General features: G+C 38.3%; 24 protein-coding genes. 9 read left to right on the forward strand and 15 right to left on the reverse strand.

The features are described 5' to 3' along the window. Positions 1-2 precede the first annotated feature (2 nt). From MUN87_RS04050 to MUN87_RS04090, 9 genes are all read right to left on the reverse strand, one after another. Positions 3-1,130: a DUF4145 domain-containing protein gene (locus tag MUN87_RS04050; RefSeq protein ID WP_244746402.1), complete on the reverse strand. Its 1,128-nt coding sequence runs from the start codon at positions 1,128-1,130 to the stop codon at positions 3-5. A gap of 131 nt (positions 1,131-1,261) precedes the next feature. Further along, complete coding sequence (locus MUN87_RS04055; RefSeq protein ID WP_244746403.1) at positions 1,262-1,987, reverse strand: class I SAM-dependent DNA methyltransferase; 726 nt, start codon at positions 1,985-1,987, stop codon at positions 1,262-1,264. After that, positions 1,988-2,332, reverse strand: a complete 345-nt coding sequence (gene rsfS, locus MUN87_RS04060) for a ribosome silencing factor (RefSeq protein WP_244746404.1) — start codon at positions 2,330-2,332, stop codon at positions 1,988-1,990. Further along, the gene (yqeK, locus tag MUN87_RS04065; protein WP_244746405.1) at positions 2,325-2,894 is read right to left on the reverse strand and encodes a bis(5'-nucleosyl)-tetraphosphatase (symmetrical) YqeK; all 570 of its coding nucleotides are present in this window, start codon (positions 2,892-2,894) and stop codon (positions 2,325-2,327) included. Before yqeK ends, rsfS begins: the two co-directional genes overlap by 8 nt. Positions 2,895-2,935: 41 nt before the next feature. Then, complete coding sequence (locus MUN87_RS04070) at positions 2,936-3,499, reverse strand: nicotinate-nucleotide adenylyltransferase (protein WP_244746406.1); 564 nt, start codon at positions 3,497-3,499, stop codon at positions 2,936-2,938. Positions 3,500-3,514: 15 nt separating this feature from the next. After that, entirely contained in the window at positions 3,515-3,808 is a 294-nt protein-coding gene (gene yhbY / locus MUN87_RS04075; protein ID WP_244746407.1) for a ribosome assembly RNA-binding protein YhbY, read from the reverse strand. Then, positions 3,805-4,653: a shikimate dehydrogenase gene (aroE, locus tag MUN87_RS04080; protein WP_244746408.1), complete on the reverse strand. Its 849-nt coding sequence runs from the start codon at positions 4,651-4,653 to the stop codon at positions 3,805-3,807. Before aroE ends, yhbY begins: the two co-directional genes overlap by 4 nt. Positions 4,654-4,676: 23 nt before the next feature. Beyond that, positions 4,677-5,777, reverse strand: coding sequence for a ribosome biogenesis GTPase YqeH (gene yqeH, locus MUN87_RS04085; RefSeq protein ID WP_244746409.1), 1,101 nt, complete (start codon positions 5,775-5,777; stop codon positions 4,677-4,679). Next, positions 5,777-6,295 carry a YqeG family HAD IIIA-type phosphatase gene (locus MUN87_RS04090; RefSeq protein WP_244746410.1) on the reverse strand — a complete coding sequence of 173 codons (519 nt, stop codon included), beginning with the start codon at positions 6,293-6,295 and terminating at the stop codon, positions 5,777-5,779. Before MUN87_RS04090 ends, yqeH begins: the two co-directional genes overlap by 1 nt. 367 nt (positions 6,296-6,662) lie before the next feature. Between MUN87_RS04090 and MUN87_RS04095 the strand changes: the two genes are divergently transcribed. From MUN87_RS04095 to sigK, 8 genes are all read left to right on the forward strand, one after another. Next, the gene (locus tag MUN87_RS04095) at positions 6,663-6,803 is read left to right on the forward strand and encodes a sporulation histidine kinase inhibitor Sda (RefSeq protein ID WP_244716423.1); all 141 of its coding nucleotides are present in this window, start codon (positions 6,663-6,665) and stop codon (positions 6,801-6,803) included. A gap of 337 nt (positions 6,804-7,140) precedes the next feature. Beyond that, positions 7,141-9,477, forward strand: a complete 2,337-nt coding sequence (locus MUN87_RS04100; RefSeq protein ID WP_244746411.1) for a Na+/H+ antiporter subunit A — start codon at positions 7,141-7,143, stop codon at positions 9,475-9,477. Next, positions 9,478-9,816, forward strand: a complete 339-nt coding sequence (locus tag MUN87_RS04105) for a Na(+)/H(+) antiporter subunit C (RefSeq protein ID WP_244746412.1) — start codon at positions 9,478-9,480, stop codon at positions 9,814-9,816. Then, positions 9,809-11,293 (forward strand): Na+/H+ antiporter subunit D, encoded by a 1,485-nt coding sequence (locus MUN87_RS04110; protein ID WP_244746413.1) that lies wholly within the window; start codon positions 9,809-9,811, stop codon positions 11,291-11,293. Before MUN87_RS04105 ends, MUN87_RS04110 begins: the two co-directional genes overlap by 8 nt. A 6-nt stretch (positions 11,294-11,299) precedes the next feature. Beyond that, positions 11,300-11,776 (forward strand): Na+/H+ antiporter subunit E, encoded by a 477-nt coding sequence (locus MUN87_RS04115; RefSeq protein ID WP_244746414.1) that lies wholly within the window; start codon positions 11,300-11,302, stop codon positions 11,774-11,776. After that, complete coding sequence (locus MUN87_RS04120) at positions 11,773-12,063, forward strand: Na(+)/H(+) antiporter subunit F1 (RefSeq protein ID WP_244746415.1); 291 nt, start codon at positions 11,773-11,775, stop codon at positions 12,061-12,063. Before MUN87_RS04115 ends, MUN87_RS04120 begins: the two co-directional genes overlap by 4 nt. Beyond that, on the forward strand, positions 12,044-12,412 hold the full coding sequence (gene mnhG / locus MUN87_RS04125) for a monovalent cation/H(+) antiporter subunit G (protein WP_244746416.1): 369 nt from the start codon (positions 12,044-12,046) through the stop codon (positions 12,410-12,412). Before MUN87_RS04120 ends, mnhG begins: the two co-directional genes overlap by 20 nt. 1,431 nt (positions 12,413-13,843) lie before the next feature. After that, positions 13,844-14,542 (forward strand): RNA polymerase sporulation sigma factor SigK, encoded by a 699-nt coding sequence (sigK, locus tag MUN87_RS04130; RefSeq protein WP_244746417.1) that lies wholly within the window; start codon positions 13,844-13,846, stop codon positions 14,540-14,542. A 27-nt stretch (positions 14,543-14,569) separates the two neighbouring features. Here the strand turns inward: sigK and mtnN are convergent, their stop codons facing one another. Together mtnN and MUN87_RS04140 are read right to left on the reverse strand one after the other, a co-directional pair. Further along, positions 14,570-15,265 carry a 5'-methylthioadenosine/S-adenosylhomocysteine nucleosidase gene (gene mtnN / locus MUN87_RS04135; protein WP_244746418.1) on the reverse strand — a complete coding sequence of 232 codons (696 nt, stop codon included), beginning with the start codon at positions 15,263-15,265 and terminating at the stop codon, positions 14,570-14,572. A 42-nt stretch (positions 15,266-15,307) separates the two neighbouring features. Continuing rightward, entirely contained in the window at positions 15,308-16,000 is a 693-nt protein-coding gene (locus MUN87_RS04140; protein WP_244746419.1) for a YrrS family protein, read from the reverse strand. A gap of 168 nt (positions 16,001-16,168) precedes the next feature. On the opposite strand from MUN87_RS04140, the gene MUN87_RS04145 reads away from it, so the two are divergent. Further along, positions 16,169-16,390, forward strand: a complete 222-nt coding sequence (locus MUN87_RS04145) for a KTSC domain-containing protein (protein WP_244746420.1) — start codon at positions 16,169-16,171, stop codon at positions 16,388-16,390. A gap of 50 nt (positions 16,391-16,440) precedes the next feature. Here MUN87_RS04145 and greA read toward each other — a convergent pair whose 3' ends face one another. From greA to mltG, 4 genes are all read right to left on the reverse strand, one after another. Beyond that, the gene (gene greA, locus MUN87_RS04150) at positions 16,441-16,917 is read right to left on the reverse strand and encodes a transcription elongation factor GreA (protein WP_244746421.1); all 477 of its coding nucleotides are present in this window, start codon (positions 16,915-16,917) and stop codon (positions 16,441-16,443) included. Positions 16,918-17,136: 219 nt separating this feature from the next. Continuing rightward, positions 17,137-17,766, reverse strand: coding sequence for a uridine kinase (udk, locus tag MUN87_RS04155; RefSeq protein ID WP_244746422.1), 630 nt, complete (start codon positions 17,764-17,766; stop codon positions 17,137-17,139). A 13-nt stretch (positions 17,767-17,779) separates the two neighbouring features. Beyond that, entirely contained in the window at positions 17,780-18,424 is a 645-nt protein-coding gene (locus tag MUN87_RS04160) for an O-methyltransferase (protein WP_244746423.1), read from the reverse strand. A 57-nt stretch (positions 18,425-18,481) separates the two neighbouring features. After that, complete coding sequence (gene mltG / locus MUN87_RS04165) at positions 18,482-19,624, reverse strand: endolytic transglycosylase MltG (protein ID WP_244746424.1); 1,143 nt, start codon at positions 19,622-19,624, stop codon at positions 18,482-18,484. Positions 19,625-20,432: the final 808 nt, after the last annotated feature.

Consider the following 20,432-nt stretch of genomic DNA (forward strand, 5'->3'; position numbering starts at 1 on the left):
TCTTAATGATTAATATCGTTGTTCTCCTGTGCCAGTGCCTGTATTTGCATAAAGAATTTTTCAACCGTTGTGGAGCCTACACGATCGTATTTAGCCAATATAAATAACTCCTGAGGCAACTGTCCAACGTATTCGATACCGTCATGGTGCATTTGCCTTAAGAAATAAGGAAAGCCTGAAAAATATGCGTCCGTTAACGGAATGTTGGCCAATCGTTCTGTCATAATAAGGTATTGATTACGGAAAAATAATAAAAGCTCACCAGGTCGTTGATGAGTAATTTTTCTTCTAGTCCATTCCTGCTCGACGAATCGAACTAAATCTTGAAACATCAACTGCTCATTTTCGACCTTATACCGTTTTACACACTTTGAAATGTCTTCCAAGTCTTCAGGAAGCTCACTCATAATCCGAGCTTGCTGGACACCACCTAAAGCTACCATAAATCTGGTGGATTGTTCAAAGCGTTGCGGCAATAAAAATACATCACGCAAAAAATAAGGTATATCGATGGATTGATGTTTATAAGTAATCGTACGAATAATGATTTCTCCAGGAAGGCTGACAGCTTCTTCATGGTGTTGGTGTCTTACATCTTCTGCTTCTGTTTCAGTCATCAATTGAAAATGATCTACAAGACGTTGTTCCAATGCATGTAATTTCAGCTCTAATTCTTGAAAGTCGTATTGATGATCAGTTGCAAGGCATGGTTCCTGATAGGCTGGGACGATAATGGAAGGTGATCCATACACCTCCACATACCACTTCATTACAATGTATAAATCTTCCCAAGCTTCTAATGCTTCACGATAACGAAATGCACGTACCTGATGAGCCGCTTGGTTGCCTAACTGTCGAATTCGATCCAAGGCTTCACATGGGTCGTCTGTGACCAACCCTTTCAACTGCAAAATCTTGATCCGATTTTTTAGATTGTTAGATGACCCAGCATCGATACTTTCTATTCGTAATACTCGCTGTACAATATTCTCAATAAATGCTCGTGTGTGAGTTAACATAGTTCTCGGACTTGAAAACACGCTAAATTCTAATTCTCGCGCAATCGCAGCTAGATCAAAGGACACTTCATTAAGAAAATAATAAAAATAGTTCTGTTTCACATCTTCCATCTTGAATCGTTACCTCTCTGTTGTCTTTTTTTGTTTTGTCACCAAAACATGAGAAAACGAGGTTAGAAAGTATGGTCATTCTACCTCGTTTAATAGTTGCCACTGAAGAATCATTGTGACTGTTATAAAACTTACTTTTTCTTACAAACAAAGAATATTCGTTCATTCTCTTCTGGGTTTTCCGATTTTGTTAATGAGAAATCACCATAGATACCTTGTAAATGAAATCCTGTTTGCTCTAATAAATGAACGTACGAGTCCACTGCAAATGTACGTTGAACATGCTGTTCATCAAATCGCTGGTACTGGCCAGTCGATTCATCCAGCAGGAAAAAGGTGAGATCATGCTCCACACTTCCTACCTCTTCCCCTTGTTCGCATAACCAAACATAGGTAATATCTTCGTATATTTCAGAAAATGTATGACCTATCATATCTTCAGCAAAATGCTTAAGACTGTGTATATCAAATATAAAATATCCTCCATCCACAAGACAATGCTGTACATTCCGAAAAACTGTTTCTAAATCTTTAGCTGACGTAATATAGTTGATCACATCACATAAACTGACCACTGCATCAAAACCGTGCAATCCATTTAATTCACGAATATCTTGTTGAATATACTGAATGCCTGATGTGTTTGATTGCGCATATGCCAGCATATCTTCCGACACGTCCACACCGGTTACAGAGAAATTAGCATTCGCAAAGCGCTTGCTCATTCTTCCCGTTCCACAGCCGAGATCAAGTAACCGCCCCTCTTTAATGAACTGTTCAACAAAAGCCTGCCAATGGTCATACAATTCATCATCCATTAACACATCGTAAATATAAGCTAGTTTAGAGTATGCCATTTACAATTTCACTTCAAGCTGCGGAGCATCTCCCCACAATTTCTCTAAATTGTAATATTGGCGTTCATCACGATGGAAAATATGGCATACTACATCACCAAGATCAACAAGTACCCATCTTGCTTGATCAAAACCTTCCAATCGCTTTACTTCAATTTCTTCTTCTTGCGCAAAATCTTTAACCTCACGAGCAATGGCCTGCACCTGACGTTCATTCGTCCCTTGACAAATTAAAAAATAATCAGCGATTAGCGACACATTTTTCATGTCCATAATAACGATGTCTTCAGCTCTTTTGTCATCGCATGCTTTTGCTACTTGATCCGCTAATTGTTTACTATCCATTCATGTTCCTCCCTATTTTTTCATTATATAATTGAAATGTATCAGGATAAATCGGTTGTTCTTTTCCCATTAAAAACTGTATCGTATTCCTGGCTGCTAACCAGCATGCCCTGTCGATATTATCAAACACTAAACCTCTGACTTCTTCAACACCTGCGAAGTCTCTTCCGGGCTCTACATAATCTGCAATAAAAATGATCTTCTCCATTAAAGTCATGTTCCGTTTACCAGTAGTATGCCAATAAATAGCACTTTGTATTTCAGGATCCGAGATACCCACCTCACGATCGATCATGATCGATCCTACTGGACCATGCCATAATTCCTGATGGTATTCTAACAAATCATGAGGCAGTTTTTCTTTTATAATCCATCTTTTCATTTCTTCTGGGTGACGGTATTTAGCATAATCATGGAAGATAGCAGCTAGTTCCACTTTTTGACGATCAACCTGATAATGTTCTGCTAAGTTCAATGCTGTTTCCATCACGCGAACTGTGTGCTCGTACCTTTTTTTTGTTAATTGTTTTTCTACTAATTTTAATGCTTCTGCTCTGTTCATTTCTTTCCACTCCCTTTTTATTAAAAAAGGATTACTACATTTTATGAATATAATTGATATTTATTAATCATTGCAATAACTTCCGGTGAGGTCAGATACCTTACAGACTCACCAGACTGAAGCCGATCACGAATCAGTGTAGAGGAAATTTCAATTAATGGCATTTCCACTTCCTCTACGTTGTAAATCGAATCCAACGTATAACCAGGACGCTTTACGCCAATAAAAGGAACTAACTCCATTAATTCATTAATTCGGTACCAATTAGGTAAATATTCCACCATATCCCCGCCAATAATAAAGTAAAATTGTACGTCCGGATACTGTTCTTGAAGTAGTTTGATGGTATGAACCGTATAAGATTTTTCTTCTCTGTCTACTTCAATCGTGTGAACAGAAAAAGCGGGATGATCTTGAATGGCAATACGTGTCATTTCCACTCTATCTTTTGCTGTCGTATTTGCTTCTTCTTTGTGTGGCGGCTTAAAAGATGGAATAAACCAGACCTCGTCTAATTCCATCTGTTGATAAGCGTGCTCCGCCATGAGTAAATGACCATAATGCGGCGGATCAAAGGTGCCGCCGAATAAACCAATTCGTTTCATGCTGGTCACCTGCTTTTAAGGTAAAGTAATTTGTTTGTTTTCTTGTGATTCTTTATATAATACGATGGTGTTACCAATAAGTTGCACAACAAATGCCTCAGCACCATCAGCAAGTGCGTCTGCTACATCGTTTTTATCTTCCATACAGTTTTGTAAAATGGATACTTTAATTAATTCTCTCTTTTCCAATGCTTCACTAATCTGTTTGATCATATTTTCGTTAACACCATCTTTGCCCACTTGAAAAATCGGGTTCAGATGATGCGCTTCCGCTCGTAAAAAGCGTTTTTGTTTTCCAGTTAAATTCAACTATTTTCACCTCTTAATTTTTTTTCTAATTCATCTACAAGATGATGAATCTCCAATGATTGTCCTGTCCATTTCTCGAAAGCCAACTGTCCTTGATATAATAACATTGCGTGTCCATGATGGATAGAAGCTCCACGATCAGATGCATCTTGTAGCAACTGTGTCATAATTGGCTGATACACAATATCACTTACTACTGTATCCGCAGATAAATTCTCTAATGATAGTACCTGCTGATCGACATGTGGCTTCATACCGACAGATGTTGTTTGAATTATCAGGTCATAATGACCCAAGTACTCTTCCGCCTCTTGAAAGGTCAACACTTGTGTGTCAACACCTGGAAATCGCATGGAAGCAATTAATTGTTCCGCTTTAACTACCGAACGATTTGCTATGTCAACACGTCCAATTTCCTCTTGAATCAACGCGCGATAAATACCACGAGCTGCTCCACCAGCTCCTAATAATAACACAGATGTGTTTTTATTTAAAAGATTTGGAAATGGGTCTGTTAATGACCGGATATAACCTGCACCATCCGTGCTGTACCCTTTCCACTTACCATTTTGTAATACTACTGTATTGACAGCACCGAGAATTCTTGCATCCTCATCTATTTCATCCAAAAAATCGACGATCATCTGTTTATAAGGAACAGTTACATTAAAACCATCGATTCCTTCCTGTTTTAAATACTTTAGGACATTCGGAAGCTGCTGATGATCTCCCTCATATAATTTATATTCCCCATCTAATCCTGCTAAATCCAAGAAATGTTTGTGAATCCATGGAGATAGCGAATGTCCAATTGGATGACCAATTAATCCTAATTTATAGCGCAATTATTTCTCCTCCCCAAGCTTTTTTATATTAAAGCGGAACGCAACGAGATATGGACCCCCTTAGGTACATGAATGGAAACCGTAACTCCTCCTTCAGGTACAGTTATCCAGCCAAGACCTGGAATGACAATATCCGTTTTATCATACGGAATCTTCATTGTTTGTTTCACTAATGGTGGAAGCATTTCCATTGTCTCGGGGCTAGGTGGCTGTAATAAATCACCAACATGCTTTTCATAGAATGTATCCGCCTGATCCAATTTTGTACGGTGTATCATCAAAAGGTTTGAAACATAACAAACAAAGGATTGTTTCACTCCTTTTTCAAAATCGAAACGAGCAAATCCACCTAAAAACAAGGTTTGTTTGTCTTGCAACTGATATACTTTCGGTTTGATTTCTTTTTTTGGCGTAATAAGTTTCAGGTCTTTATCTGTTACATAATGTACAAGTTGTGTACGATTAACAACACCTGGTGTATCGTACATGTATGACTTCTCATCCAATGGAATCTGAATAAAACCAAGTGTCGTTCCAGGGAAGTACGATGTAGTTATCGCATCTTTTACCCCACTTGAACGATTAATAAGCTGATTAATAAATGTCGATTTTCCAACATTCGTACAGCCAACGACGTACACATCCTTGCCATTACGCCTTGCTTCGATTTCTGCCTCCATTTGTTCAAACCCTTGCCCTTTCGCTGCTGAAACGAGAAAAACATCCTGTACAGTTAACCCGAAATCACTGGCTGTTTTTTTCATCCAATGGATCAATTTGTTATGATTCGTGGATTTTGGTAATAAATCTACTTTGTTTCCGACAAGTATTACCGGATTTTTCCCAGTCAAGCGTTGCAAGCCAGAGATAAAACTGCCATTAAAATCAAATATATCAACAATTTTCACAACCAAACTGTTTGTGTCACTGACTTGATGGATCATGCGTAAATAATCATCATCTGTATATTCTACTTCCTGTACCTCATTATAGTGCTTTAGGCGAAAACAACGCTGACAAATAATATGTTCATTTGATAGTGCACTTTGAGGAACAAAGCCTGACTTCGTTTTGTCTTCTGTTTGTATTTCCGCTCCGCAGCCTTCACAATATATCTTCTCCATTATTTATCCTCCCAGCTAATCATACCTTTTTTGTGCATCCAATTTAGTATACGTCTTTCGATCATCCGATTAAATCTTGTTATCTTACCATCTGTTTCTACAATGGGTACAACTAGAATTGTGTGAAAGCCGGCAAAGTTCCCGCCAAGTACATCTGTCAGTAACTGGTCACCAATAACTACGATCTCTTCTTTTTTTAAGTCCATTTGTTTCGCTGTCCGGTTAAATGCACGCACTAATGGCTTCCTTGCACTATATACGAAAGGTGCTTCCAGTGGCTCTGAAAAGACACTTACTCGCTCTTTATCATTGTTTGAAATGATGGTTACTTTTATTTCATTTTCTTTCATTTCTTTAAACCAATCTATAACCTCTTCTGTTGCATCTTTCACGTCCCAGGCAACTAGAGTGTTATCAAGATCGGTAATTACTCCTTTAATACCCATTTCACGGAGCTTAGCCGGTGTTATATCTAAAACACGCTTCACATGCTCATTTGGTAAAAATTTAGTCAGCAATGGTAGTCCACCTCTATCTTAATAAATACATATCTTTTCCTATCATAAACAATTTTCAGCTATTGTTCAAAGAAATCTGTGACAAGACGAAATTATAACATAAAATGTGACAATAGGTCCTAAAATAACAGTAAAAAAGTATTGTATTCGTAAAATCGTTCGACAAATTATTACAAACTTTTTCCTGTGGATAACTTTGTGCACACCATCCACACTTATACCATCAACTTTAGGGGCATTTATGCACTAGTTACACACAAGTTATAAACAGGTATATGTAGATAAGTTAACAGTTGTCCGTAAGTTGATTTCATGCTACATTTACTATAACACGTAGCAGACATCCTAACTATTGGAGGGACAAGCTTTGGAAAACTTATCCGATGAATTACTAATTGAATCCTACAAAAAAGCTACCGAGCTTCAACTCAGCTATGAATTCATACAACTAATGGAAGAAGAGATGATCCGTCGCTCATTAATGGATTTTCTGGAGTACACTAATTAAATAAACCTAAGTAATATCAACTTAGTCGCGTAACGACTAGGTTTTTTTCTTTTATTCCCCCTCTTATCACCCCTTCTCTCATCCACTTTTCGACATATTTCAATCTTTTCTTTTCACTGTATCATGCCGCTCTATCCTTAAAGCTGACAAAAATTTTCTTTTAAAAAATTTTTTGATTTATATATAAATAGGATATTTCTCGTCTAATTTGGAATAACAAGAAGAAAGTACGGTTCACGTCTCTTGTGTTCCATAAAGTTTATAGATTAGAATAGAGTAGATGCTGCAATTTACAAAACATTATTATTAATTCAATCATAAGGGGGAGCCTCGATAGATGTTGTTCGCAGTTTTTTTGCCGGTATTACTGGCAATTTTTATCCCATATTTAAGTAAATGGAAGGAGAAGATACATACAGGCTATTTTGTATTGCTTGCGCCACTGGCTGTATTTCTTTACTTCATTCCACACATAGGTAATGATTTTACACCCGTTACCCAATCTTTTAACTGGATTCCATCCATGGATATTGGATTTGAATTTTATCTGGATGGTCTAAGTTTATTGTTTGTCTTATTAATAAGTGGTATTGGAACACTGGTCACGCTTTATTCGATCTTTTACCTGCATACCTCTGAAAGATTGGACCAATTTTACGTCTATCTCCTGATTTTTATGACCGCCATGTTTGGTGTCGTTTTATCCGATAACGTATTTGTTCTCTATGCATTTTGGGAGCTTACCTCGATTTCATCATTCCTGCTGATTGGATATTGGAATTATAAAGAACGTTCCCGTTATGGTGCATTAAAATCTATGTTGATCACTATTTTTGGTGGTCTGAGTATGTTCGGTGGTTTTATCTTACTTACCACTATTACAGGTACGAACAGTATACAAGAAATGATCCAACAAACAGACACGATTCTTTCGAGTCCATATTTCGGATTAATTTTAGCGCTAATATTATTAGGAGCATTTACTAAATCCGCTCAATTCCCTTTCCACATCTGGCTGCCAGATGCAATGGAAGCTCCTACGCCGGTGAGTGCTTACTTACACTCTGCCACAATGGTAAAAGCCGGGATTTTTCTAGTAGCCCGCTTCTCACCAATTTTCTCAGAAAGCGACTGGTTCTTCGTATTGGTAAGCGGATTTGGAATTATTACTTTAGTATGGGGTTCATTTATGGCAGTTCGCCAGACGGACCTAAAAGGTATTCTCGCCTTTTCTACCATCAGCCAGTTAGGTATGATTATGGCGATGCTCGGCTTTGGTACAAAACTTGCGATTTACGCAGCAGTCTTTCACATATTAAACCATGCTACATTTAAAGGCAGTTTATTTATGATCGCAGGTATCGTTGATCACGAGTCGGGTACACGTGATATTCGCAAATTAGGTGGCCTGGCAACCTTGATGCCTATCTCAGCAACATTAGCCTTTTTCGGTACGTTTTCTATGGCAGGTGTACCACTACCTTTCTTAAACGGGTTCTACAGTAAGGAATTGTTTTTTGATGCTTCCTTAGAATTACACGAATCCTCTATTGCATTTGCCAATATTTTAGCACAGGCTATCCCGTATTTAGCTGTTTTTGGAAGTATTTTCACATTTGTCTATTCCATGTATTTAGTGTTTGGAACCTTTATGGGCAAAAAGAAACTAGATCAGTTGCCTGCGAAGCCGCATGAAGCACCTGTTGGGATGTTAATTTCACCGATGATACTTATAGTAGGTGTTATCCTTATCGGTTTATTCCCGAATTTTGTGAACAGTACTTTCTTAGCCCATACAGCGGAAGCAATCTACGGTGCACCTGTCGATAAGCATGTTCAGTTTTGGCATGGATGGGACAGCCCGCCACTGTATATGTCATTGGTGGTTGTCGGGATTGGTACAGTACTAGCGTTGACGATAAAATACTGGAAAAATATTTATCAATACTTCCCAGGAAAGCTCAGCTTAAATAAAGCATACGATTTTCTTGTAGATCAATCTGAAAAAACATCCGCAAGAATTACGAACAGTTATATGAATGGTTCATTAAACCGTTATATGTCGCTGATCTTAATCGCAATTGTCAGTTGTACGTTTGCCATACTTTGGATTACAGATGGATTTGCCTGGGATACCAGTAACCTGGCCGACATTACAGTGCATGAGATTCTGATTGCTGTTGCAATGGCTGTTGCTGCTATCTTTACGATCTTCACCAAAAATAAGGTTGCTTCTATTTTAATCCTAGGTGTGGTCGGTTACGGCTTATCATTATTATTTATTCTGTATAGTGCACCAGATTTAGCCTTAACCCAACTCGTTGTTGAGACGATCACAGTAGCCTTATTTTTACTATGCTTCTATCATTTACCGGACCTTCGTGAAAGAACAGAAGGTAAAGCGAAAAAACTTAGGAACCTCATTATTTCTGTTGGTTTCGGTGCAATGATGACGATTGTTGCCATATCGGCACATAGTACAAAATTATTCGAAAAGATTTCTGATTACTTCCTCGAAACAGCTCATGATATCGGAGGCGGCGATAACGTCGTAAACGTCATTTTAGTCGATATGCGTGGAGTTGATACTTTATTTGAGATTGTCGTATTAGGAATAGCTGCTTTAGCCATTTATGGCCTTATCAAGCTTCGCAACAAAAAGGGGGCAAAATAAATGGAAATCGTCATGTCGATTCTAGCAGGAATTTTGTTTACAACTGGTATCTATAATATGTTACAAAAGCAGATGCTGAGAATTATTATTGGTACTGCTTTGGTTTCCCACGGAGCTCACCTGTTTATTTTAACAATGGGGGAACTGAAACGTGGGAAACCACCAGTTCTTAGTGATGAAATCGCAAATTATAGCGATCCGCTTCCACAAGCATTAATCCTTACATCGATTGTAATTAGCTTTGGTGTCACAAGTCTATTACTTGTACTGGCTTATCGTGCCTCCAAGGAGAATGGAACAGATAATATGGAGAAATTAAGGGGAAACGAAAATGATTAGTAACTTAGCTGTATTACCAATAGTCATACCGCTGATCGCAGGTGTCATAGCCATACTCATTCACCGTAAACTGACCATCGTCAGACGTTTTGCTCAGATATTGACAGTCGTTAATACGATTGTAGTCGCTTATGTATTATTTTATGTCAGTCAGAATGGTGCTGTCGTTTTAGAGGCAGGTGATTGGATGGCGCCATTCGGCATCGTCCTTGTTGCCGATCTCTTATCAGTGGTATTAGTGTTTACCACCAATATCATCGCTCTTGCTTGTGTGTTTTATGCACCGAAGTCATTAAGTGATCAACAAGAAGAATTTTACTTTTACACGTTCTACTTTCTGCTGATATCAGGGGTGTCCGGAGCGTTTATAACAGGTGATTTATTCAACCTGTTCGTGTTCTTTGAAGTACTTCTGATGGCATCTTATGGACTGATTGTATTAGGTGGCGAAAAGGTCCAATTGCGAGAATCAATAAAGTATGTATTGATCAACCTCTTTTCATCAATGCTTTTTGTCACAACAATCGCGTTTTTATATTCCGTCGTTGGTACGGTAAATATGGCGCAAATTGCGCAACGTGTCGGCGAAGTAGAACAAACAGGCGTACTAACTGCAATCGGAATCTTGCTGTTTTTCGTATTTGGTACGAAAGCTGCCCTATTCCCGTTATATTATTGGCTTCCAAAGCCTTATATAGCGCCTAACCCAGTTGTTTCTGCTTTGTTTGGTGCCCTTCTGACAAAGGTTGGTATTTATTCATTGCTACGTGTGTTTTCAATCATTTTTGTTCACAAAAGTGACATTACGCATGAATTGTTTATCTGGATAGCTGCCCTCACCCTAATATTTGGTGCAATCGGCGCAATGTCAACAAACAATATAAAATTAATTGTAGCTTATAATATTATTCCGGCAGTGGGCTTTATGCTTCTAGGAATTGGTGTCTATAACAGTACAGGTTACGCAGGTACCGTTTACTATCTAGTTAGTGACATGATTATTAAAGCTGTTCTGTTTCTGCTTGTAGGTGCAATCGCCTATTTAACTGGAACAAGTGATTTGCGAAAGATACGTGGTTTAATACACTATTATCCATTCCTCGGCTGGCTATTCTTTATCGCAGCTCTGGTTTTAGCTGGTATTCCACCGTTTAGCGGATTCATTGGCAAATTATTATTACTGCAAGGTGCGATAGAATCTGACCAAATCATTGTCGCCTTAATCGGGCTGGCAGCCAGTTTATTAATCTTATTATCTGTGATGCGAATATTCATCCGTGGTTTCTGGGGGGAAAAAGACGAATCCATTATCCCTGACAAAAAAGCTGCAAGAAGCTTTGCATTACCTGTAGTCTTTCTTCTGTTTTTCTCGATTTTGCTTGGTGTCGGTGCAGAATGGTTCTACCCGAGCATAGCGTCAATCGGGGATTATCTAATGAACCCGGAAACCTATATTCAATCTGTATTAAAGGAGTAAATCTATATGACTCTTCAAATTGTATTAAATGTCATTATCGCTATCATGTGGATGTTTTTAACGGAGACCTATACCTTCGTATCCTTTCTTTCAGGTTATATCATGGGGATACTGCTATTGTTCCTGTTAAGACGTTTTATTCCTGATACGTTTTATTTTAAGCGTGTATGGAAAATAATAAAACTTGTCTTTCTCTTTATCAAAGAGTTACTGATTGCGAATTGGGATATTTTAAAATGGGTGTACAAACCTAAAAAAGATTATAAACCTGGCATTTTTGCCTTACCTACTGAATTAAAAAGCAACTGGGAGATTACGATACTAACCTCTTTAATATCGTTAACACCGGGTACGTTGTCGGTTGCTGTATCCGAAGGTAACAGTGTGATCTATATCCACGCAATGGATATTGACACGAACGAAACAGCAATTGAAGCGATTAAAACAACATTTGAACAGGCGATTATGGAGGTGACGAGATGAATGAACTGATTAATACGATTGCAATTGTATGTATGATTGTCGTTACTATTTCCATTGCACTCTTATTATTTCGAGTCATAAAAGGCCCGACTAATCCTGATCGTGCTGTAGCGCTTGATGCGATTGGTGTGAACTTAATGGGGATGGCTGGTCTAAGTGCTATTCTGCTCGTCACTACTCGTCTGAATGATGTTATCTTATTAATCGGGATTCTGCTATTTGTTGGAACCGTTGGTTTAGCAAAATATTTAGAAAAGGGTGTTATCATTGACAGGGACGACGACTGAATTCATTATGAATATTTTGGTGATCGTATTTTTAATTACTGGTACCTTCTTCGTCATCTCGGCGTCTATTGGTGTGATTCGCTTTCCTGATGTATACACAAGATTGCACGCTTCGACCAAAGCGGCAACACTTGGTATCTCAGGAATCATGATCGGTGCTTTTATCTTCTTATATGTAGAGCATCAGATTGTCAGTGGTAAGCTGATCTTAGGAATTATTTTCATTCTGCTAACCGCTCCCGTATCCGCCCATATGATCGGCCGCGCCGCCCACTCCATTGGCATAAAACCTTGGAGCCAGGACGGTAATACGAAAGACGAATACGCAGACACACTAAAAGAAAAATGAAAGAATCAGTAAGATCAATTTTGATCTTACTGATTTTTTTATGAGTAAAGAAAGTATATGTACAGTCACAGCAGTAATCACTTTGAACATGAATTTTATTTCCTATAATATGGATTATGTTAACTAAGCATTACTAGCCAAGCATCCATATTGAGATATTTAATGTGCTAGAATACCGCTCTGTCCAACCACTCCGCGTCCTGCGGGGCACGGCTGAAGCTAACTTTGTGAAGAAGAGCGCTTCACAAAGTGGATCTTCAGCGCCTGCCTTTCCCGCGGGAGTCTCCGTGGTTGGCCTACGCTAGAATTGGGATTCTACAATTTTTGGTAGAGCTAGCATATTGATCGTATGCATAAATAATAGTTATTGAAAAATGCCTAGAACCACTGCTTTTTGCTGTCCCATGCGTTGTAGCACTTCCTTTAAGCGTAGGAAATATGCGGAGACTCCCGTGGAATCAGCGCGAGCTGAAGATCCACTTGGTAAAGAAAAGAATTTTCTTTACCAAGTTAGCTGAAGCCGTGCCCACAGGACGCGGAGCTTATTTCCGAAGCTTTGCTAAGCACAGTAAAAATGTCATAATCACCAAATGAAAATACAATCTTACAGCATTAGATAGATTCTTACTTAGCAAAAAATATGATATGTCTTTACAGCGCAGTATGCTTCTACTACGTAATACTAGGATAAATCTAACATAGGCATAGCACTATGTGCATAATTGATTTCGTGGTAAAGCGTCTGTCATTAACTGGTACAACTTTTGGCATTCGGTGGTAAAAAGTCTGTCAGAGGTGGTGCATTTCAGTGGCTGTAATCAGTATTACGGACGGTTAGCGCCTTGATAAAAAGATTCATACACTATCTGATAAGAAATAGCCGTGTCACTCGGCACCTGGAAACAAGGAAACTTCCTGCATCGCCCTACCATAAAGAAAATGAAGTTACGTTCCTATAATGTGCATTATATAATGCTAGCATTGCGATCACTTTGATATATTATTGTATGTGCTGGGGTACCACTTCGGTTCTACGCTAGAATTGCTACTCTACAGCCTTTGTGAGCTAGCATATTGATTGCATTTATAAATAACAGCTTTGGAATAGCATAATGCTTAGAATTACTGCTTTTAACTGTTATATAATTTGTAGCACTTCCTTTAGGGCGGGGACTCCCGTGGGATCAGCGCAGCCTAATTCCGAATCTTTGCTACGCAGGTAAGCGATATCAAAATGACCATTTTGCAATACAAATTTTGTAAACATCATCCATATTATTAAGTAGTTATTTAATAACTAATCCAGCCACTTTTAAAATTAACAACTGCTAACTGCAATTTGAATTATTAGCTTGACCATATGACACAATGGACAAACGTGCGGCATAAACTGAAGTATGGGCGAATACCTACTATCTAGGAGGTGTCATATTGTCAATTTTATTTGGCATTTTAGCGATTATCAAAGAAGCACTATTCTTTGTTGCTTACGTAAAAAACAATACGTTTCCTCAGCCACTCTCTCCTAAAGAAGAGGCGGAAATGATTGAAAAAATGCAAGATGGCGATGAAAACGCCCGCAACAAATTAATCGAACATAATTTACGATTAGTGGCTCATATCGTTAAGAAATTTGAGAACACCGGAGAAGATGCCGAGGATTTAATCTCCATTGGAACAATCGGCCTCATAAAAGGCATTGAGAGCTATTCTAGTGGCAAAGGGACTAAACTGGCCACATATGCCGCCAGGTGTATTGAAAACGAAATTCTGATGCATTTACGAGCCATGAAGAAGACGAAGAAGGATGTCTCCTTGCAAGATCCAATTGGTCAGGATAAAGAAGGTAATGAAATTAGCCTGATTGATATTTTAGAAGCAGAAAATGAAGATATTACAGAGGCGATTCAACTTCATATGGAGTTGAAAAAGATCGAAAAATACTTACGTGTACTTGATAAACGGGAAAAGGAAGTCATTATTGCAAGATTTGGTTTGGGCAAAACAGACGAATTAACGCAACGAGAAATAGCCAAGAAACTTAAAATATCACGGAGTTATGTCTCCCGCATAGAGAAAAGAGCTTTAATGAAAGTCTTTCATGAATATTACCGTAATGAATTAAAATAGCTGTCGAGTTCTCGACAGCTATTTTTCTTATTCATTTATATTTTTGACAACATCCATAATAATCGTTGCAGCATGATTTGCCGCTTTTTGCAAGAAAGCATCGAAAGATACAGAGGACTCTTTGCCAGCAATGTCAGATAAAGCTCGGATAATAACAAAAGGACGTCCATATTGGTAACATACTTGAGCAACAGCTGCTGCTTCCATTTCAGCAGCAATCATATCCGGGAATTTCTCTCTAACAACCTGAACACGTTCTGCTTCCTGCATAAACGTATCACCCGTGCTAATTAGACCTTTCATTGCATCGGCATCAGTTAATTGCTTTGCAGCGAGCATCGCCTTCTCTATCAATACAGGATCAGCGTGAAATGTTGCAGGTAAACCTGGCACCTGACCGTACTTATAATCAAATGCAGTAACATCCACATCATGATGAACTACTTCAGTAGAAATAACCAGATCACCGACCTCTAAATCACTATGAAATCCACCCGCAGACCCTGTATTAATTACAAAATCCGGCTGATACCTTTCAAATAAGATGGTGGTAGAAATCGCTGCATTGACTTTGCCAATACCTGATTTTAAGAGGACTGCTTCCTTTCCTTCTAACTGACCGATATAAAATTCACCATTCGCTATATGCTCCGTGTTTTTAATCTCCATTTTATTTTTTAGCAACTCTACTTCTTCATCCATTGCTCCAATTATACCAATCATTGTTAATCCTCCTCAGATGTCTTCTCTTTACTAATACGTTGTCTATGATTTTTTATCGTTCTCCTTAAGTTCTTCTACCAGTGTTGGCTGCCAGCCTTTTCCTTCTGCCCATTGCAGGGAGACCCGGTACGTTTGGTCCTGATTAGAAGTAGGTGATACGGTAGCTTCTGCCTGTTGCTCTCCTGCTCTGCCAAGATACCATACTACTTGTTCTCCAACTGGTATGCCTGTTGCTACTTCGACCGCTTTTTGCATTTCATTCCAATCTACAGACCCTTTTTCAAACGTCATCGCTGGTTCTGATTGTTCTGAGTCGACTGCTTGCCAATTCCCTTCATATGCTTCACTAACATTGCTGTCATTTGATTCTACTTGTTGTGTTTCAGTTTCTTCATCAGAAGATGCTTCTTCATCTTCATCATTCGATTCTTCCTGATTCTGATTGTCTTCGTCTTCCACGACTTCCAATTCCTTTTCACTAGACTCTTCTTCAGGTGACATGTCAGTAGATTCATCAGACGGGTTATTCAATTCATGATTGTCTGGCTCACTATCTGCACTGTTATCTGACCCTGATGCCGTTGGCTCCTCATCTCCACCACCAACTATTACAAGCGTGATAATAAGAACTGCCAATACGCCACCAATAGCGGTTAACCACGTGATTGCCTTCGTATTTGTTCGTTTCTTTTCATAGCGATTTTTTCTTGTTATTTTTCCAAATTTATCTGACATATTCTCACCCTCCCCATCGTCATTATACTAAAAAATGCTGGATACCACCAAACTAAATGATATCTTGGGTAATTAGATCGATTTTTTTCTTTTTTTGTCATACTTGCAGGAGTTTGTCCATATACATGGAATATAATAAATAAGATGATAATGTAAGGAGCGTGTGCAATGTTGAGAACTACTACATTTGACCGAAATCTATGGCAGTTAACAACTTTCGAATCCATTAGCTATGATAAAGAGGAACAAATTTTAATTATTCATTTTCTCGATGAGACCACGCTAAAGTTTGACTCAATCCCTGAAGACCTGGTGTTTGCTTTCATTTTAACGACAAACAAAGATTATTTCATTGAAACGAAACTGAAACCTTTACAATATACAACATAGAAAAACATAAAATGGATGTCTAAGGAAGACATCCATTTTACGTTAGAAATTTATTGTACTTTTAAAATTTTGACGTTCATATCACCGGCAGGAGTAGGAACAACGACTTCTTCCCCAATGGAATGACCTAGTAAACTTTTAGCGATTGGTGAATCATTGGAGATTTTCCCTTCGAATGGATCTGCTTCCGCACTACCTACAATTGTGTAGCTTTCTTCTTCTCCGTCAGGTAATTCTTGGAATGTGATGGTTCTCCCTAAGGAAACAACATCTGGATTAGCATCTTCATCTGTGATGATAACCGCATTGCGGATCATATTCTCTACTTGAACGATACGTGATTCTACAAAAGCTTGTTCATCTTTAGCTGCATCATATTCCGAGTTCTCTGATAAATCACCAAAATCTCTGGCAATTTTAATGCGTTCTACAACTTCTTGTCGTCGCTCTGTTTTTAAATATTCTAATTCATCTTCAAGCTTTTTTAATCCTTCTTCTGTCATAAAAAATTCTTTTTCTTCTGGCATTATCCTACACTCCTTCTATCTATTGCTATGAGTCAACCTTTATAAATGTACTTTCATTGTATGTCTAATCTTAAGAAATAGCACTGATCATAGCAGATATGATATGTAAATGCTTAATTTACTAAACACTACTATCTCAAATTTTCTTATTTTTTTCAATAGTTTTATTTGTAGTATTTTAGCAATTATATATTTAGCATATCACTATATCGAAATATTCTACTCGATATCAAGTATTTTTTCAATTTTTGTCGCTAACAAATCGATTGCAACCTCGTTCTGACCGCCTTCTGGGATAATGACATCTGCATATCGTTTTGTCGGTTCAATAAATTGTAAGTGAGCTGGTCGAACCGTTTGAATATACTGATTAATCACGGAATCGATCGAGCGGCCTCGTTCATTTATATCTCGTAATAATCTTCGAATGATACGCAAATCCGCATCTGTATCTACAAAAACTTTAATATCCATCAATTCCACCAATCTTGGATCATCAAGAATGAGAATACCTTCAATAATAATCACATCTTTAGGTTCAATAGGAATAACCTGTTCAGAGCGCGTATGCATGGTATAATCGTATACTGGTTTATTGACAGTTTGTTGCTCTGATAATTGTTTAATATGTTCAATTAACAAATCATGGTCAAATGCGAGTGGATGATCATAGTTTGTTTGCAGTCTTTCTTCCATCGGCATGTCCGACTGATCTTTATAATAATAGTCTTGCTCTATAACAAGAACAGATTGATCTCGAAATCGATTTTGGATAGACTTGGTTACAGAGGTCTTTCCCGATCCTGATCCGCCTGCTACACCAATTATTACTGGTTTCTCCTTGCTCATATATCTTGCACCTCTACTCTTTCTTTTTTATGCTGATAGCTATGCCATCCCCCACCGGCACAATAGTTGTATGAAAATCTGGGTGTTGAACTAACCATTGATTATACTGGTCAATTTTGTTCGCCAGATTTTGCAGCCTTTTGGGAGCCTCTGATGCATCTGCCACTAGTCCTCTGAAAAGAACATTGTCGGTAATGATGATACCGGTATTGCTAAGCGCAGGAAGATAACTCTCGAAAAAACGGTGATACTGTCCTTTTGCCGCATCAATGAAAATCATATCATATGGCCCTTTAGCCAGAATTTCTGCTTCTTTTTCCAATGCATCCCCAAAAATCACATCAATGTTTTGTTGCCCTTGCTGCATTTCAATATTGTGCATTGCTCTTTGATACATTTGCTGATCACGTTCCACCGTGACAACGGATGTATTAGGATGGGCTTCTAACATCCTTAATGCAGAATACCCGATCGCTGTACCGATTTCAAGTATTTTAGCAGGCTGATGTACGCGAACAAGCTGTTGCAGCAAACTAATGCCTTGTTTATCCATGATCGGTACATGGTACTCCATGGCTTCTTCTTCTAATACTTGTACCCAACTTTCAGGATTTGGCGCTATCTCATTTAAATAAGAAATAATTTCTTTTGAATGCACGTTTATTCTTTCCTTTCCGTAACAGGCAAAAGCAGGGAGAACCTCCCCTGCTTTTGATTATTGGTTATGAATGTATTTATCTTCTAACGCTTGATGCTCTTCATAGGACTTGGAATAATATACCGTTCCTTCTGAATCAGCTAAGAAATAGAGAAAATCATTTTCTGCTGGCTCCAACACTGCTGCAATAGAACTCTCTCCAAAGTTTGAGATCGGTCCTACAGGCAAACCTTTTACCTTATAAGTATTGTAAGGAGAATCGATTTCGTAATGGTCATAAGTTAAGCGTGAAATATGTTCTCCGTGGGCATAAATAACTGTCGGGTCTGTCTGCAATGGCATATCACTTGCCATCCGATTATAGAATACACCGGCTATTTTCTTTCTGTCCTCAGGTGTAGGTGCTTCCTCTTCTACTAAAGAAGCAAACGTCAGCACTTGATGTACATTATAATCAGATTCTTCGATTTGGTCATAATGTGCCAACACAACATTATTAGTCTTCTCCAGCATTTTTGTAATGATTTTATCAATAGTTGGACTTTCCGTGAAGAATTCATAGGTTGCCGGGAATAGATATCCTTCCAAAGGGTACTTAATCGATTCATTCAGTATCTCATCTGTAAGGATAGTCGGGTATCTATCAATTAATTCTTTGATATATTCCTGATCATTCATCTTCTCCAGAAATTCTTCCTGTTCAATCCCTGCATTTTCGGCAAATATTGATGCAATTTCTTCTATATTTCTTCCTTCTGGTACTGTCACTCGCAATACAGCATCTTGTTGGACAGAGCCGGTTTCCAACTCTGAAGTTATTTCTGAAAGTGTCATGGAAGGTGAAAGTTCGTAATCACCCGCTTGAAATCCTGTCGCATTATTAAACTTGACATAAAACCTGTAAATTAAACTATTAGCGATAACTCCTTTTTCTTCCAATATTTTCGCGATTTCAGAACTGGAAGATCCTAAGGGAATCGTAATATTAATCGTTTCTTCACTATCTGGATCAACTGGTGATACACCTTTTTCGACAAATTTATATGCACTGTATCCGCCAATTATCAGAATGAGCGATAATAGCAACAGCACAATGATTATAATTTTTCTTGCGATACTTGCCTCTTTCGCGCTTTGTTGTGAGATTTCTTTATATGTAAGCTTGTCTTTCTTTTGTTTGTCATCTTGTTCGTTACTCATCAGGTCTCCCCCTTTCACCCGCTATATTATACTACAATTTTCGCAAAAGGAAAACACAACACGCAATTATTTGGATTAATTGTCGATAATAAAAGAAATTCTGAACATATTTTTGTTAGTTGACAAGAGAACTAACAAAAATCGGATAGGTTCATCTAATCCTAGCTAACAACAAAATAAACAACTTCCTATAATATGGATTATGTCAACAAAGACTGTATTGCCAAATGGTCATTTTGATATAGATTATCTGCTTAGCAAAGCTCCGGAAATAGGCTCCGCGTCCTGTGGGCACGGCTTCAGCTAATTTAGGAAAGAAAATTCTTTTCTTTCCTAAATGGATCTTCAGCTCGCGCTGATTCCACGGGAGTCTCCGCCTATTTCCTACGCTAAAGGGAAGTACTACAACGATTGGAACAGCTAGAAGCAGTGGTGCTTAGCAATGTATTTCATCAATTATGGTGTAAATCTTGCAGATAGTGCTTCATATCCTAGCTGCCGCATAAATTGTGGAGCTATACATCAGCGGAGGCCAACCACGGAGACTCCCGCGGGATTGTGCAGGTGCTGGAGATCCACTTTGTGAAGCGTTCTTCTTCACAAAGTTAGCTCCAGCCGTGCCCCGCAGGACGCGGAGTGGTTGGACGGAGCGGTATCATACCACACATAATTTTTCAAAATGACCACTAAGCTGCTAGTTTACATAATCCATATTATCGGAACTAAAATTCATGTTCAAAGTGATTACTGCTGTGACTGTACTTATTTACTTTCTCTACTCATTAAAAAAACCTGACTAAGTTAATAG

The sequence above is a fragment of the Gracilibacillus salinarum genome (assembly GCF_022919575.1).
Classification (GTDB): domain Bacteria; phylum Bacillota; class Bacilli; order Bacillales; family Amphibacillaceae; genus Gracilibacillus; species Gracilibacillus salinarum.

What these genes read in the sequence shown, in the direction of transcription:
- MUN87_RS04050 (WP_244746402.1), bottom strand. Translation starts at nt 1,130, where the DNA reads ATGGAAGATGTGAAACAGAACTATTTTTATTATTTTCTTAATGAAGTG.
- MUN87_RS04055 (WP_244746403.1), bottom strand. Translation starts at nt 1,987, where the DNA reads ATGGCATACTCTAAACTAGCTTATATTTACGATGTGTTAATGGATGAT.
- rsfS (WP_244746404.1), bottom strand. Translation starts at nt 2,332, where the DNA reads ATGGATAGTAAACAATTAGCGGATCAAGTAGCAAAAGCATGCGATGAC.
- yqeK (WP_244746405.1), bottom strand. Translation starts at nt 2,894, where the DNA reads ATGAACAGAGCAGAAGCATTAAAATTAGTAGAAAAACAATTAACAAAA.
- MUN87_RS04070 (WP_244746406.1), bottom strand. Translation starts at nt 3,499, where the DNA reads ATGAAACGAATTGGTTTATTCGGCGGCACCTTTGATCCGCCGCATTAT.
- yqeH (WP_244746409.1), bottom strand. Translation starts at nt 5,777, where the DNA reads ATGGAGAAGATATATTGTGAAGGCTGCGGAGCGGAAATACAAACAGAA.
- MUN87_RS04100 (WP_244746411.1), top strand. Translation starts at nt 7,141, where the DNA reads ATGTTGTTCGCAGTTTTTTTGCCGGTATTACTGGCAATTTTTATCCCA.
- MUN87_RS04105 (WP_244746412.1), top strand. Translation starts at nt 9,478, where the DNA reads ATGGAAATCGTCATGTCGATTCTAGCAGGAATTTTGTTTACAACTGGT.
- MUN87_RS04110 (WP_244746413.1), top strand. Translation starts at nt 9,809, where the DNA reads ATGATTAGTAACTTAGCTGTATTACCAATAGTCATACCGCTGATCGCA.
- MUN87_RS04115 (WP_244746414.1), top strand. Translation starts at nt 11,300, where the DNA reads ATGACTCTTCAAATTGTATTAAATGTCATTATCGCTATCATGTGGATG.
- MUN87_RS04120 (WP_244746415.1), top strand. Translation starts at nt 11,773, where the DNA reads ATGAATGAACTGATTAATACGATTGCAATTGTATGTATGATTGTCGTT.
- mtnN (WP_244746418.1), bottom strand. Translation starts at nt 15,265, where the DNA reads ATGATTGGTATAATTGGAGCAATGGATGAAGAAGTAGAGTTGCTAAAA.
- MUN87_RS04140 (WP_244746419.1), bottom strand. Translation starts at nt 16,000, where the DNA reads ATGTCAGATAAATTTGGAAAAATAACAAGAAAAAATCGCTATGAAAAG.
- MUN87_RS04145 (WP_244746420.1), top strand. Translation starts at nt 16,169, where the DNA reads ATGTTGAGAACTACTACATTTGACCGAAATCTATGGCAGTTAACAACT.
- greA (WP_244746421.1), bottom strand. Translation starts at nt 16,917, where the DNA reads ATGCCAGAAGAAAAAGAATTTTTTATGACAGAAGAAGGATTAAAAAAG.
- udk (WP_244746422.1), bottom strand. Translation starts at nt 17,766, where the DNA reads ATGAGCAAGGAGAAACCAGTAATAATTGGTGTAGCAGGCGGATCAGGA.
- mltG (WP_244746424.1), bottom strand. Translation starts at nt 19,624, where the DNA reads ATGAGTAACGAACAAGATGACAAACAAAAGAAAGACAAGCTTACATAT.